Origin of the sequence: Paenibacillus sp. 1781tsa1, assembly GCF_024159265.1 — a bacterium.
Taxonomy (GTDB): Bacteria; Bacillota; Bacilli; order Paenibacillales; family Paenibacillaceae; genus Paenibacillus.
Map to the genome: position 1 here is coordinate 4,121,760 of NZ_JAMYWY010000001.1, position 12,412 is coordinate 4,134,171.

Here is a 12,412-nt window from a genome sequence, read left to right on the forward strand (position 1 = left end):
TACCACCATTTATTTATATTGTACATATTTTTATTCTTAATCTAACTTATTCTAATGTGTTTTTTGTCTGTTACAAGAACTGCACCTTCAACTTCTACACCGTTTTTAACATCCTTAAGCAAAGCTTTACTATCAATCTTCGGTTCCTGTGCTATCTTATATGTATCTGGAATCTTCGTTGGATCGTAGACATTGATTGAAGGCGGATTTACTTGTAGTTTAACTTTAAACACTCCAGCATTCATCTTCTCAATATTGTTGCCTTCAAGGTATTCATGTAAAAGATTTTTCAAACGCTCTTGTTTGTTCTCCATGTACTTACGTTTCTTACTGAAACGTTGTTCTTCAACCTTATGAGCTGCAATCGCCCCTTCAAGATTTCGCATGAATTTCACGATATTCTCACATTTATTTTCAATGCCGTCTTCTAATGCTTCGAGTGTATCTTTATACATTTCAAAGTCATCTTCTCCAATTTCGTCGTTCTCTAGAGCAGCTTCAAGGTATTCGCTTAGGAATTTGTAATCTTCAGATAATTTGTATAGTGATGTCATTTAACATTCTCCTCTAATATGTATTGTTTATTCTTGATCAAATCTATGTTTCATCAGATCTCGTTTTCTAGTTTATCCAATTCGGACACAGCCCGTTTAATCTGTTTATTTAAACTTTCAATGCGCTCATTTAATTCTGCTTTTTCTTTTGCGATGACTCTTTCAAATGCTTCTGTACCATATGCTTGATCATTATAAATAACCCAATCATTACCTAGCTCCGAACCAGACATAACACAGCTTCCTTCTTCAAACCATTGTTTATAGAAGCGAAGCTGCTCCTCGACTGACTTACTGTCCATCTCTTTAGCTCTGATTATAATAGCATTCACTACCCTTCATCCTCTCAGTGATATTATCCCCATAGTTCCTCATTTGAAAGTTGAATGATTCTGTCTCTTCGATCATACTTATCTTTAACAACAAAGTGATAGAACAAAATGTTTTGATACTCATAAACAAAGTAATATGTATATTTCATTTCTTTTGTTAGAAACCTACATTCATCACAAACAAGGCGAAGCATCATTTTGTACCAGTCTTCTTCTTCATATCTAGCCCATCTCCAGCCATAACCCATGCCTTCTATATCCATCCACGAAATGAAATTTTCATCATTTTTATTGTCATGATACGTAGTGTTTATCTCTATGTACTCGTAAAATGTGGTCATCATTTTTAGCTCAAGTAGCATTTTATAATCTAATCGGCCATGCTTAATTATATTTCTTCCTTGTTGTGACAAATGATTAAAAACATTCTGCATGTGTCTCCTCCCTAATATCTTGATAAAGTTTACATTTGATCTGCAATTTTATATTAAATTAATCCTATTCACTCAATAGACACTTTAAGTAAATTAATTCAATAATATGTATACTATTCATTGTAATGGAATTTGCCCTGCAATATACTTATCTTATAGTTTAAATACATTTTCAGGGAGATGAATTGCTTTGAATATTAAAAGAAGTATCGCAATGTTTGCACTTTCACTTGCTATGATTTCTTCCTTTTTACCAAACGCTACACAGGCAAGCCCAACTACCACGGATCAAGATAGAGTAACTGTAAAATTAGCTGTAAAACCTATGACCGTTTTAACCTACTTTAACGTTGGAGATGGTGTGCCTCCATTCTGGATTTATAACCAAGATGGCTGGTATGGGACTTTGCCACTGGTTAGTTACGATATTGCCAATGGTGTTGTATACGCAAGATATCAAGGAAATGTCTATCAATAACCTACTAATGGGGGGTCGACTAAAGAGTCGGCTCTTTTTTATTTCAAATAAAAGTCCTCTTTTATCTTCTTTTCTTTTTCTTTGATTTATTTACCGTATTCTTTGTTCTATTAAGAAATGATCGAAACTCTTTTACCATTAATTGCTTTTGCTCAGGGGTCATTTCAGCAACTTCCGCAAACCTATCCAAAATAATGTCTTCATATCTGAAAAATTCAATCATTTCGCTTACGTCTTTGTTTATTTTCAATTCACTCAGTATATTTAAATTTAGTTCGAATTTATCTACTATGTATCTCAAGAAACTGATTACCATAGCATTGTTTATGTTCAATGTATTCTTCACCTTGTCTTTCATATAAAATGGCGAAGGATAGACAATATTATTTTCTCCAATTTTCTGAGCTAACGATACAAAGTTAAGGTGTGTGTAGTTTGAAGTCATATTGTAAAATGATTTATATAGACTTCTTTCGCCTATACTATTGGCTCTGTAACTAATACTTTTATTTGTCCACTTAAAAGGGTTATTTTGAAAAGATTTCATTCTTGAGTTGGTTTGATCCTCAAGTATGTATTTGCAATTTATTACACACTCTATTAAAGATCTTGTAGATATAATCGAAGGAACATAATATCCTTCAATTGAATTGAGCACTAACGATCTGTACAATGTAAAAATTTCTTCGAAAATAAGGACAAGAAAATCTAATCTTTCAATGTTTGTCGCAGAATTAGCAGCAGCATATTTAGATTGAATCGAGTTTCGTACAATTTTTTCGTTTATCAATATATTCCAAACTAAACTTACCTCTTCGTCACATTCTTCATATACAGACTTTCTAATTTCATCGTTCAAGAGTAAAGAATGAATATTAATTTTGGTTCCTCCTATGGTTAAAATCTAGATCAAATTTCTATTTTATTTGGAATTTTTTCTTAAGTCCTTCAACTTCTTTATTGAATTTCATTTTGTTTACGATTTCATTGTTTTCAAATCTCTTCATGTCTTTTAATTCACGTTCTAGGTGAAACAATTTATTCTTAAGAGTGGACATGTCCTCCTTCAACTTAGATTCCTTTACTGCTAATTTGCATTCACAATAATAAACAATATTTTCTTCCCATCTGTGATTATGAGAAGAGCCAGCATCATCTTCTTTTGCTTGCTCTCCGCAATACGAGCAATAGAGAATCTCGCGGTTGACTGTAAACCCACATTCTTGTGCTTTCTCACCCAATGTAAATGTTCTCGTTTCTCTCATTATTTATAATTTTCCTTTCTATGTAAAATTGCGACTTCATCAAGAATTAATCTTCTTGAACGTATTCAATCTCTTCGTTTAATTCATAATCAAATTCCCATTCAACAACGCCTTCTACATTGAATAGTTCATGATCAATCTGTCCAATGATATTGTCTTTATGCTGCAACTCTTCTTCATCAAAAATAATGTATCCTCTGATAATTGCTTTTCTCATATTCTTTACTCTCCTTTATTGTGACTTTGCTTGGAAACAGTGAAAATCATCATCGCACGAAAAATGCGCTTCGGTTCGAATATTCTTTACTTTACATAAGCCTTCGCCTTGAAACTTTCCATTTGTATTGTCATCTTTATAATGGATACAGAAATCACAAACCGCTCCAACCATTTCGCATTCTCTATCGCAAAATACTGCCATTTAAGATCACCTTCTTTCTGGTTGACAATTCGCTTTCATTTGCTTGATCATATGATCCAATGTCTCTCTTAAAGCTATGGCATCTTCAAGTGAAAAATCCACCCCAGCTCTACCAATGTTACCTTTTACAGTTACATAGAATTCGTCATCTTCACCATGCTCTAAGGCATTTTTGGGACTATCATGATTCCAAAACAATTGAAATTCAAATCCTTCTTTATTTTCAATCTTCAGTTGTAGCCCCTCTTGATCTAAATATTTTTTACTTGCCATCAAAACTAGCTCCTTTCTTTTAAATAAAATCACGATATTATAAAACTTTGAAATTTATCACTTGGTATAACTCTCATCTAACGTGTGTATACTCCTAATACAGTTAACCCCATTAATTATTTTGATAGAGGAGATGGTTTTATTGTCACCAGTATTCGTAACAATTAACAACTTTCAAATTCTCGTAATTACTGTCCCACCGGATGTATTTGATAGTATCTCAATTACTCCCGAACATCAGAGCAGCAATCATTTCATATTCTTAGAAGTTGGCACTGGTAAATTTAAATCAAATAGTTACAAAGCAATGGCTTTATTCTTCAATTAATTACTCTGAGCGGATATCCTCCGCTCTTTTTTATGACCCAAATCGATCCAATTTGTTATTTTCTAATATTTCAATTTCCTTATCTGTGAATCCAACACTATTCAACTTTAATAAAACCTTGCTCATTTCTTTCTGAGTAATCGTCATCCCACGTTGAACGAATCTTGGAACACGTACAATAGTTCCCACAATGTCTCTCGCGCGCTGTTCGTTATAGACTAATGCATTACCCTTTAGATACGACCAGTCGCTTAATGTATAAATCTTTTCATTTCTCCAATAGAACATATTGTGACCGAAGTCGAACTGCCCAGTGACCTCTTGTGGCTCACCAACCCATTGAGTGATGATTTGATACTTGCCTATAGATATAGCGTTATTTGTAATAATCAAAGGTAAGTCATTATGTACACCGCTACTCATATCGCTACCGTGATACCCGGCATGATCAATAAAGTACTTTCTAAGCTCATCAACCAGTGATTGATTTACCAAGAAGAAATCATAATCTTTTGGCTGTTTGTCATGGTATAGACTATAGATACACCCACCTGATACGTATGCTTCACTCTCAAATCGTTGCCACATCTGAGTTGGTAGTAACTTAATAAGGTCGTTCTTAGCTTCTCTCAGGTGCTTACTAATGTCGTTCAGTTTTTGTTTATGTATTTCTTCGCCACTTCTATGTATTGTCTTTCTAAAGAAACTACTCTTCAACAATAGACGCTTAATTGCGTTCAATTACTCAGCTCCATTTCTAAATGATATTCTCATTTTATAGTATCTATTCAATCCAACTATCTAAGATGTAAATTACATTATTTTTGAAATCAACTGTAATATGTCCACCATGACCCATCTGCATTTCTAGACCCTTAAAAAGATTATAGAGATCCACTAGATTTTCTAAATTAATTATCAATGCATCTCTGTCCTCATCGTAAAAATTGTCCCAATCAATATTCTGACTAATAATCTCATAATAATGTTTTTTGAATTGACCCTTCCTTTGCATGCTTGTAACAGTGTATAGCATTTAATCACTCCAATTATTATTTTATTTTTTAACAATACGATCCAATCTTACGTCTAACTGTGAAACCGTGTGCATCTAAATACTCGTTTAATTCGCGCGCGCTAATGTTTCCATCATATTTACTCTCTATATCTTCTATCAAAATGACTACTGCCTTAACAGGCTTCTTGAACGGCTCCGTTGGTTCTGAAATCAATATGTATTTAGTAACTCCACCATCTAATTCTTCACTATGTATTTTATATCCACGAACATATAACTCTTGAATACGTGCACTGTATCGTAAAGCGATCTTGTTTAGTTCTACGTTGGTTACTCCTGAATCTCCAGCTCGTTTCAATGTTGCAATAATCTTATCCCTTTGAGTTTCTGTTCGTTCTACTGTCTCTTTTTTCATCTATTGTCCTTTCTTTGATCTTGCTACTTTAAGACGCTCAGCGGCAGCTTGCTTTTGCTCCTCAGTCCATACTCGACCAGTACTTTTAGCACGAAATGACACCTGTCCATAGTCACCTTTAAAATAATGTCCTCCATTTTCATCGACCCGCAACAATTCCAATCCAGCTTTCTTGATCTTCGTGATTGTTTTAGGCGAACAGCTATAAACTTCCCACTCATTTGTTTCATCGTTACATACACATACTGTTTCTCTTTCTTCTGCCGTATAACTCAATCGACATCAACTCCTTGTTCCTTCAAATAGTCTTCAGCCTCAATAATATAATCCATCAGTTCTTCATATCTATTACCTGTCATACTCGCACCTTCATCAATTCCTCGACTCATAATAGTACATAGCTCAGAATCTAACTCATTAGCAGCTATGACGAGATTTTTTAATATACATATCAGTTTATTATCGTGTATCACACCTCTTTCGAAGTTCAATTCTTGCCCTGTAGGAGAAAATAAACTTTCCAAATCTTTGGTGTAGTTATTTGATTCTTCCTTAGTAAAGTCTCTAATTCAATTCAACTCCCCTAGTATTAAACTCTTCGGCTAAAACATACATTTTCCCATCCACTGGATCATAACCAGCTATAATCTTTACTTCTTCAGACCCTTCTACACGTATAAGCAAAGTTTTACCGTCTAGATCATCCCATTCAAAAACAGGTATATCTTTAAATCTATTCACTCTGTTTCTCCTTTGAAACCATATTACTTTTAGATTTAAAATAATCTTCCCCAGAAACCTCTCTTGCAGTTGCTCTTCTACATCTCAAACATCTACTGATTGATCCAGATTCAAATATATCACCATCACACTTAATACATTTGTCATTCACTTGCAACTCTCCAATCTCCAAGAAAGTTTCATTTTATCATTTCTCTGACATGTTCCATCATTGAGTCAAGTCGCTCTTCGGTAACTTTTCTATCTTTTTTATTTATGAATGGTAGTACAGTAGGCACAAAGGCTCCTGCCTTAATTCCATATTTATCTTCCAGTGAAACCGCCCATAAGGCTGAAGCAATGTCCATTAGATTTCCATAGCCAATCTTCTCCCCTAGACTCTTTACTGCTTCAATTTCTGATTTACGATTCATTCTTACCTCCTCTTATAAAAAATTTAGACTTACCTGTCGTCCTCATCTTGGTATTCATACAGTATCTCAATTGCATAATCCAAATCGTAAATTTGATGTTTTACTTTGGTGATTGTCCTAACCACTGAATCATCCCCACTATCTTCTAATTGTTTCATCTCTGCTTTCTTATTTCGTAATTCAGCCTTTATCACATACAATGCGTATTCTCCATTCATATAGATCAGCCTCGTTTCTCTTTATTTATCTTTATCTTTATTTATCTTTTACATCAAGCCAATCGTCGGGCAGTCTTTCTCTTAACATTTCAAACTCTCTAAGGATTTTTGGAATTAAGTATGTACCAGCATACTGTTGTTTTAAATCTTCTAATTCTTGTTCTGTGATAACCGCTTTCCTCCTCATTGATCGTATTTGTGTCAAATGCTGATTTCATTCAGATTTGATAATCGAATATCGGTTGTAATAGATCGGGGAATTCAAGGATACTCAGTCTTGTTTTTCTTAATCTTATGTCTGCGACATCCTTTAGGACTTCCTTTAGAAGCATAATCCCTTCGACATCACGATAATCAATATCGTTGTAGGGAACACCGTCCACATACAGTAGGCAATCTTCTAAATGATTCATAAGTATTTCAATTCTCTTCATTTGTCCACTCTCGCCCCTCACTTTGTTCAGATGATAAAGTCCCACTAACAGAATCAAAATCAAACTCACTCAAAATCTTCAACAATCTTTCTACCTTTGGAGCTCTCCACGCTGTCATTGCATATGTATGTGCCTTACTTGTGTAATGGTAATGGTTTAACTCAAGATGTCGTTTTGCTTCGGCTTTAGTCAGAAACATTGTGTTCGGAGCAATAAACTCTTCTTCTTTTACGAATACCGAATCAAAATATCCATCATCATTCAAATTGTTTGTTATGTATTGCCAGAGAAACTCAAAATCTTCATTATTCAAATGCCATCTCAACTCATCATCTATGTCTTCCTCGTAGTGTTCCTCAACAAACCCCTTTAAGTGGTTTAAGTCTTCAAATACTACATGGTCCCCATCGTTGAAAAAATACTGTAACTCACCGCTATCATAATCTTCGTTTCCGGGAGTTTTTTTATAATCCATGATTGTCCAGAAACGTGGTGCTGCTTGACAGTCATTCTCTTGAATATTTAATTCTGTTTGCAACTCTTTTAGAAACTTTAAATCTTCGTTCATTCACTCACTCCTTTTTCTCAGTCAAAGAACGATTTGATTAACTTACATATGGAGCATCCTCAAAATACTCTTTTTCAATACTCCTTAACTCAATCTGTTTTTGCGTTGGTAACATTGCAATTACCTCTAGTAACATTTCATATTTATGTATAAGCTTAACTCTGTTAAGGCATTCATCTTCACGATATGCACAACTTGTACCAGTGTAGAGCTTTTCATAAAATCTATACTTTTGTTTTGCTAAGTAATATAAATAATCGTACATTTATTCATCGCCTCCTTTTTAGAAAAAATGTACATGATCCTTCCAACTATAACTATTGTCAACTTCACCTTCATCATCTCTTAGCGGCACTAACTTCGCTATAATCAATGCGATATCTGAAGGATCTTCCCAAAGCGTCTTATCAATATAGGCTTCCTGATATCTGTATCCTCTACATCGTTCACTGAACTTTCTAGCCATAAAAGTTCCAATTACAGTCTTGACGTTGTCCCTTTCTCTTTTAATGAAAGACTTTTTAGACAAGAAGCTTATTAACTCATTCATTTTATCTTCGGCTTTTGATTGATCGTTGGAGTAGATCATCGTAATGAAACGTGTCAAACTCATTCCTCCTTTCCTGATGAAATATCAATTTCATCAATCTTCCACTGTAATCATCTTTCAGATATAATTGTTATATATAGAGAGGAGATGTCTTGTGGATCAATTTACAACTTTATTATCCCTACTAGGGGCAACTTCGGTAATAGCTTTACTCGGGCTGCTTATTAAATCAGTTGCCATGGTGAGGTCTTCATCATTTGAAAAAGCACTTATGAACGACTCTCAAAAAATAACTAGAGGAGTTCTAATAATTACATATATAACTCTTATAAATGCAATAGGAACTAGCAGCTGGCTTTTTATTATTAAAGGCTCATCAAACTGGAAAGAAAGTATTATTTATTTATGTATAAATCTGCTACTCGGAATATTCATTTTCACACTATTGCTTTACCCTCTCATAGTTAAGAGAATGTATAATTACTACTTAAAATTTGAAGACAAGAAATATTATATTCTCAAAAGTACATCTTCTGGAGAAATAATACTTAGCAAAAGCCCAAATTACTATAATGAAGTAATACTTATAAAAAGAGAAGACCTTTACAACAAGACAATCTTTCAAGAGACACCAACAAGTCAATGAAAATTGTCTTGTTTATTTTCTTAGAAATCTTTATTTTACCTAGAAGCAAAACCATCCGGTACATTTTGTACACTTAACACCACTAAAACCAGCAGCAACAATTTCATGCTCACAATTTTCGTCAGCATCATATAATTCATCTTCTTGATTATGTAAATAACAGTAGACTTCGCTGTTTCGATACTTTGCCTCTACTTTGTTGCTACAATAATTGCATTTTCTTTTCATTTAATCACCCTTATGAGAGCTCAGTTACTTCAGTCTCTGTAATTTCATCTTCATCAATGATGTTGATAGTAATCCCATCAATTGGATTATCCCATTTCTTAGAGTCAAATCCATAGTAATCTTTAACCCTAACCTTCCCATACCCCTCTAGGAATGAATCGGTACGTTCTGCTTTACGAACTCTCTGCTCTGCAATCTGTTGTGCATGTTCTTCTAGTGTACTGAATGAATAGAAGGTTTCTCTAAACTCTTGCATCCATTCTTCATTTAGGACATTCTCATCAATTTCAACTTCATATGTATTGGTTGTGGTAACTTCTACTTTGAATTTTTTCATTCCCACCCTACTCTCTTTCAAATCTCAAAATCTCAATCATCTCTAGCGCTTCTTTTCCTCTGACACACGAAGTATCCATAAATTGAACATATGCCTCACTCACGCTTCCATGTCCACAACACGCATTCATTACTCGTGGCAGTGTACCAAGACAAGAATCATGACCTTCAGGAGTTGCAAACTTATTACAATGCCCACATGGACGAGTCTCGAACGTTGTTACAGTTGATTCTTTAGTGTCTGAAAATACCCATTCTTCATTGAGATATTCAATCTCATGACCTCTAAAATGTGATTTTGCTGTCATATATAATCAGTCCTTTTCTAAACTTTCTTGCAGTTGATGAATTAGTCGTATTACATCGTCTTTTCTGAGGCAAACCTCAGTTAAAAATTCGCTATCTTTAAAACTTGAGATGGATACGTGCGAACCTTCCGTATCAATTTCAAAGTAAATTCCCTTGTGAGGCAATTCGAAGCAACATTCATATCTATTATTCAACAGTTAGCACTCCTTATTCTTAAACATATCCATCAATTCCTGATAATCATCAACTAAAGACTGTCTACCTACTTTTATGTATTGTCTTACTACGTCTGCCTGACAATTCAAACTCTTACCTTTAAATATGTCATTGAAATCATCGAATTGCTTTGCGTATTCTACAAGTTCTGGATTGTTGTCCAAATAGTTAACCCACAGCATCTTGTACCACTGAGAAAGTAACCTTAACTCATATTGTCTGCCGTTCAATTCAATGTGTGTTGGTTCCTTACCTTTAGCATCTTTCCAGCTTGTAGGTTTAAATTCACCAAATCTTTTGCTTAGTTGATAGTGGTTTTCTATTGAATCAAACTTTCCCCACGCTCTAACTTTCGCATAAAAGGCAGAATAGCGTTTATCTCCTTTAGACGAGCATTCGAGAACTTTTATACTTGACTACCCCCTAGTATGCATTTATCGCTTTTTCAATATCGTCCAATATTTCCTTGATTTCTTCTGAATTCTTTCCAAAAATTGAGCCACCGCTTGATTTAATCTCAAACTTGAAATTGTTCTTGTTCATCTCTGGTTCAACTGGAACAGTGTTATAGATCAATGTGCCTTTTGGGTAAGTCTTCTTGGTGTAGCTGTCGCAATAATCTTCTTTAAGTTCTGTTAGACCTTTACATCCTCTAATTTGCTTAACGCTTTTCTTTGATCTAATCCAGCAATGACCGAGTGTTTTAAACTTATGTACCTCTAAAAGTAATCCTTCTCTGACTCTCCAGATATCTTTAATTGCGTGTGATTGGATTTTTTCCATATGTATTGATCCGTTTCTGAATTTTCTTTTTGATCCGATTGCTCTTAGTTTTAGTTAGGATACTTTGTAGTTGCTTGATTTTATATCCCTTCTCAATGGCCTTAACCATTTTTTCAACACTTCGCCAATCAACAATTAACTGATCAACTTTATACTTCAGCCCTTCAGCTTCTACTTCACCAGATACAGTTACGTTCAATTTCAAATCACTTGCCTTCACATTACCTTGTGTATCAATCTTGAACTTTTCTTCCTTAAACACTTCCGCTGCCAATGGTTTAACTGGAGTACTAAATTTACTTGCTACCTTTTTAATGAATTCTTTAAATTTACTCATTCGTTTTCTCCTTGTTATATGAATTAATATTTCCGATGAAATACAGCTTTTACTGTGATTCTAAACGCTCAATTAACTTCTGTACCTTAAGACCATATTCCGTCCTACTTGCTTTTGCTGATTCGATAACTTTATCTATATCACTCTGTTTAGAGACGATCTGTTTGACCATCTCATCTACAGAGGTTTCACTTATGTACTTTACTGTTTTAAGCCTATTCACAAACTACTCTGTCTTTCTGATATTGCTGATTTTTCAGTTCTACAGCTTGCGCAAACATTGCACGACACATAATATGTGACAGATGCTCATCAGAGGTATCTCCAGCCAAATAAGCATATGCATGAATCAACATGTGATTGATGTGGTCTCTTACTTCAATGTTCATCCAATTATCTGCACCATATTTATCTGCTCCATACTTTAAGACTTTCGTCATTTCAAACATTGCTGCTGGATTGAGTAGATCAAATCGATACAGGACTTGTGACTGCTTCCCGCCAAGTTCGTTGATAACTGTAGGAGCGTCCTTCCCTACTCCTTTAACAACTTCGTTCATATGTATTCATCCTCTTCTAATCAATAATTCTTACTCTTACATTCTTCTTTCTACCAAAATCTATTGCATCTTTTTTACTTTCAAAATAAACATCGATCTTGTTCTTTTTTATTGCTCCCCCAACGTCCTGTACAATTCTTTCTCCAACACCTTCAATGTACACCTTTGTTCCTTCGGGTAACACTTTCCAGTCAGCAGCAATTGTTACCCCTTCTTTGGTCATTACTCCGCTTGCCGTCTTCCCATAATCGGGATGTCCTTTGCTTTTACCAGTGCTATTTTCGTGATTAGTATAAGCGGTCAATTCGAAATACATCCAATCATAATTATTATTACTCTTCTTGCTAGTGGTTTCTTTAACTTGCTTAACTTCCTTTTGGACAACTTTCTTAGACTCAACCGACTTTTCAACTTTAACACTCTCAATCTTAGTCGTGTTTTTCGCTTCTCGTGCTTGATTGGCACTTTCTAATCCTGCCTGACCAATGGACAGTGCCAACAATAGAGATAGGAGTACTTCCAACGTATCACCTTCCTGATAATTGATTATAGTAA

25 protein-coding genes are annotated in these 12,412 nt (G+C 34.5%); 2 read left to right on the forward strand and 23 right to left on the reverse strand.

Translation table 11 applies throughout. The annotated features are described in order from the left end of the window. Positions 1-41: 41 nt before the first annotated feature. Genes NKT06_RS18340 through NKT06_RS18350 form a run of 3 tightly spaced genes read right to left on the reverse strand, consistent with a single transcriptional unit; the run spans position 42 to position 1,320 of the window. The gene (locus tag NKT06_RS18340) at positions 42-554 is read right to left on the reverse strand and encodes a siphovirus Gp157 family protein (protein ID WP_253437569.1); all 513 of its coding nucleotides are present in this window, start codon (positions 552-554) and stop codon (positions 42-44) included. 53 nt (positions 555-607) lie between these two features. Further along, positions 608-886, reverse strand: coding sequence for a hypothetical protein (locus NKT06_RS18345; RefSeq protein ID WP_253437572.1), 279 nt, complete (start codon positions 884-886; stop codon positions 608-610). Positions 887-909: 23 nt separating this feature from the next. After that, positions 910-1,320 (reverse strand): hypothetical protein, encoded by a 411-nt coding sequence (locus NKT06_RS18350; RefSeq protein WP_253437575.1) that lies wholly within the window; start codon positions 1,318-1,320, stop codon positions 910-912. Positions 1,321-1,510: 190 nt separating this feature from the next. Between NKT06_RS18350 and NKT06_RS18355 the strand changes: the two genes are divergently transcribed. Next, the gene (locus tag NKT06_RS18355; RefSeq protein ID WP_253437578.1) at positions 1,511-1,798 is read left to right on the forward strand and encodes a hypothetical protein; all 288 of its coding nucleotides are present in this window, start codon (positions 1,511-1,513) and stop codon (positions 1,796-1,798) included. A gap of 61 nt (positions 1,799-1,859) precedes the next feature. Here the strand turns inward: NKT06_RS18355 and NKT06_RS18360 are convergent, their stop codons facing one another. The 13 genes from NKT06_RS18360 to NKT06_RS18420 form a co-directional block, all read right to left on the reverse strand. Beyond that, positions 1,860-2,657 (reverse strand): DUF5677 domain-containing protein, encoded by a 798-nt coding sequence (locus tag NKT06_RS18360; RefSeq protein ID WP_253437581.1) that lies wholly within the window; start codon positions 2,655-2,657, stop codon positions 1,860-1,862. Positions 2,658-2,715: 58 nt separating this feature from the next. Then, complete coding sequence (locus tag NKT06_RS18365) at positions 2,716-3,063, reverse strand: hypothetical protein (protein ID WP_253437585.1); 348 nt, start codon at positions 3,061-3,063, stop codon at positions 2,716-2,718. Between the two features lie 46 nt (positions 3,064-3,109). Continuing rightward, complete coding sequence (locus NKT06_RS18370) at positions 3,110-3,280, reverse strand: hypothetical protein (RefSeq protein WP_253437588.1); 171 nt, start codon at positions 3,278-3,280, stop codon at positions 3,110-3,112. Between the two features lie 210 nt (positions 3,281-3,490). After that, positions 3,491-3,757: a hypothetical protein gene (locus tag NKT06_RS18375; RefSeq protein WP_253437591.1), complete on the reverse strand. Its 267-nt coding sequence runs from the start codon at positions 3,755-3,757 to the stop codon at positions 3,491-3,493. A gap of 358 nt (positions 3,758-4,115) precedes the next feature. After that, complete coding sequence (locus NKT06_RS18380) at positions 4,116-4,826, reverse strand: Gabija anti-defense Gad2 family protein (RefSeq protein WP_253437594.1); 711 nt, start codon at positions 4,824-4,826, stop codon at positions 4,116-4,118. 323 nt (positions 4,827-5,149) lie between these two features. Further along, positions 5,150-5,518 (reverse strand): hypothetical protein, encoded by a 369-nt coding sequence (locus tag NKT06_RS18385; protein ID WP_253437597.1) that lies wholly within the window; start codon positions 5,516-5,518, stop codon positions 5,150-5,152. Further along, the gene (locus NKT06_RS18390; protein ID WP_253437600.1) at positions 5,519-5,794 is read right to left on the reverse strand and encodes a hypothetical protein; all 276 of its coding nucleotides are present in this window, start codon (positions 5,792-5,794) and stop codon (positions 5,519-5,521) included. 288 nt (positions 5,795-6,082) lie between these two features. Next, on the reverse strand, positions 6,083-6,259 hold the full coding sequence (locus NKT06_RS18395) for a hypothetical protein (RefSeq protein ID WP_253437603.1): 177 nt from the start codon (positions 6,257-6,259) through the stop codon (positions 6,083-6,085). Positions 6,260-6,438: 179 nt separating this feature from the next. Further along, positions 6,439-6,672 (reverse strand): hypothetical protein, encoded by a 234-nt coding sequence (locus NKT06_RS18400; protein ID WP_253437606.1) that lies wholly within the window; start codon positions 6,670-6,672, stop codon positions 6,439-6,441. A 29-nt stretch (positions 6,673-6,701) separates the two neighbouring features. Next, positions 6,702-6,890 carry a hypothetical protein gene (locus NKT06_RS18405; protein WP_253437608.1) on the reverse strand — a complete coding sequence of 63 codons (189 nt, stop codon included), beginning with the start codon at positions 6,888-6,890 and terminating at the stop codon, positions 6,702-6,704. 420 nt (positions 6,891-7,310) lie between these two features. Then, positions 7,311-7,892: a hypothetical protein gene (locus tag NKT06_RS18410; protein WP_253437611.1), complete on the reverse strand. Its 582-nt coding sequence runs from the start codon at positions 7,890-7,892 to the stop codon at positions 7,311-7,313. Between the two features lie 37 nt (positions 7,893-7,929). After that, positions 7,930-8,157, reverse strand: coding sequence for a hypothetical protein (locus NKT06_RS18415; RefSeq protein WP_253437614.1), 228 nt, complete (start codon positions 8,155-8,157; stop codon positions 7,930-7,932). Between the two features lie 18 nt (positions 8,158-8,175). Continuing rightward, positions 8,176-8,499: a hypothetical protein gene (locus tag NKT06_RS18420; protein WP_253437617.1), complete on the reverse strand. Its 324-nt coding sequence runs from the start codon at positions 8,497-8,499 to the stop codon at positions 8,176-8,178. Positions 8,500-8,596: 97 nt separating this feature from the next. On the opposite strand from NKT06_RS18420, the gene NKT06_RS18425 reads away from it, so the two are divergent. Further along, positions 8,597-9,088, forward strand: a complete 492-nt coding sequence (locus NKT06_RS18425; RefSeq protein ID WP_253437621.1) for a hypothetical protein — start codon at positions 8,597-8,599, stop codon at positions 9,086-9,088. Between the two features lie 238 nt (positions 9,089-9,326). On the opposite strand, the gene NKT06_RS18430 is transcribed toward NKT06_RS18425, so the two are convergent. From NKT06_RS18430 to NKT06_RS18455, 7 genes are all read right to left on the reverse strand, one after another. Continuing rightward, positions 9,327-9,653 carry a hypothetical protein gene (locus tag NKT06_RS18430; protein ID WP_253437624.1) on the reverse strand — a complete coding sequence of 109 codons (327 nt, stop codon included), beginning with the start codon at positions 9,651-9,653 and terminating at the stop codon, positions 9,327-9,329. Between the two features lie 7 nt (positions 9,654-9,660). Continuing rightward, positions 9,661-9,960, reverse strand: coding sequence for a hypothetical protein (locus NKT06_RS18435; RefSeq protein WP_253437626.1), 300 nt, complete (start codon positions 9,958-9,960; stop codon positions 9,661-9,663). A 198-nt stretch (positions 9,961-10,158) separates the two neighbouring features. Next, entirely contained in the window at positions 10,159-10,587 is a 429-nt protein-coding gene (locus NKT06_RS32010) for a DarT1-associated NADAR antitoxin family protein (protein WP_483311625.1), read from the reverse strand. Between the two features lie 13 nt (positions 10,588-10,600). Beyond that, positions 10,601-10,960, reverse strand: a complete 360-nt coding sequence (locus NKT06_RS18440; RefSeq protein WP_253437629.1) for a hypothetical protein — start codon at positions 10,958-10,960, stop codon at positions 10,601-10,603. Continuing rightward, positions 10,932-11,297: a hypothetical protein gene (locus tag NKT06_RS18445; protein ID WP_253437632.1), complete on the reverse strand. Its 366-nt coding sequence runs from the start codon at positions 11,295-11,297 to the stop codon at positions 10,932-10,934. The genes NKT06_RS18440 and NKT06_RS18445 overlap by 29 nt, the downstream gene beginning before the upstream one ends. A 215-nt stretch (positions 11,298-11,512) precedes the next feature. Then, positions 11,513-11,857: a dATP/dGTP diphosphohydrolase domain-containing protein gene (locus NKT06_RS18450; protein WP_253437635.1), complete on the reverse strand. Its 345-nt coding sequence runs from the start codon at positions 11,855-11,857 to the stop codon at positions 11,513-11,515. Between the two features lie 16 nt (positions 11,858-11,873). Next, entirely contained in the window at positions 11,874-12,380 is a 507-nt protein-coding gene (locus NKT06_RS18455; protein WP_253437638.1) for a 3D domain-containing protein, read from the reverse strand. Between the last annotated feature and the right edge of the window lie 32 nt (positions 12,381-12,412).

What these genes read in the sequence shown, in the direction of transcription:
- NKT06_RS18340 (WP_253437569.1), bottom strand. Translation starts at nt 554, where the DNA reads ATGACATCACTATACAAATTATCTGAAGATTACAAATTCCTAAGCGAA.
- NKT06_RS18350 (WP_253437575.1), bottom strand. Translation starts at nt 1,320, where the DNA reads ATGCAGAATGTTTTTAATCATTTGTCACAACAAGGAAGAAATATAATT.
- NKT06_RS18365 (WP_253437585.1), bottom strand. Translation starts at nt 3,063, where the DNA reads ATGAGAGAAACGAGAACATTTACATTGGGTGAGAAAGCACAAGAATGT.
- NKT06_RS18370 (WP_253437588.1), bottom strand. Translation starts at nt 3,280, where the DNA reads ATGAGAAAAGCAATTATCAGAGGATACATTATTTTTGATGAAGAAGAG.
- NKT06_RS18375 (WP_253437591.1), bottom strand. Translation starts at nt 3,757, where the DNA reads ATGGCAAGTAAAAAATATTTAGATCAAGAGGGGCTACAACTGAAGATT.
- NKT06_RS18385 (WP_253437597.1), bottom strand. Translation starts at nt 5,518, where the DNA reads ATGAAAAAAGAGACAGTAGAACGAACAGAAACTCAAAGGGATAAGATT.
- NKT06_RS18400 (WP_253437606.1), bottom strand. Translation starts at nt 6,672, where the DNA reads ATGAATCGTAAATCAGAAATTGAAGCAGTAAAGAGTCTAGGGGAGAAG.
- NKT06_RS18405 (WP_253437608.1), bottom strand. Translation starts at nt 6,890, where the DNA reads ATGAATGGAGAATACGCATTGTATGTGATAAAGGCTGAATTACGAAAT.
- NKT06_RS18410 (WP_253437611.1), bottom strand. Translation starts at nt 7,892, where the DNA reads ATGAACGAAGATTTAAAGTTTCTAAAAGAGTTGCAAACAGAATTAAAT.
- NKT06_RS18415 (WP_253437614.1), bottom strand. Translation starts at nt 8,157, where the DNA reads ATGTACGATTATTTATATTACTTAGCAAAACAAAAGTATAGATTTTAT.
- NKT06_RS18430 (WP_253437624.1), bottom strand. Translation starts at nt 9,653, where the DNA reads ATGAAAAAATTCAAAGTAGAAGTTACCACAACCAATACATATGAAGTT.
- NKT06_RS18435 (WP_253437626.1), bottom strand. Translation starts at nt 9,960, where the DNA reads ATGACAGCAAAATCACATTTTAGAGGTCATGAGATTGAATATCTCAAT.
- NKT06_RS18440 (WP_253437629.1), bottom strand. Translation starts at nt 10,960, where the DNA reads ATGGAAAAAATCCAATCACACGCAATTAAAGATATCTGGAGAGTCAGA.
- NKT06_RS18445 (WP_253437632.1), bottom strand. Translation starts at nt 11,297, where the DNA reads ATGAGTAAATTTAAAGAATTCATTAAAAAGGTAGCAAGTAAATTTAGT.
- NKT06_RS18450 (WP_253437635.1), bottom strand. Translation starts at nt 11,857, where the DNA reads ATGAACGAAGTTGTTAAAGGAGTAGGGAAGGACGCTCCTACAGTTATC.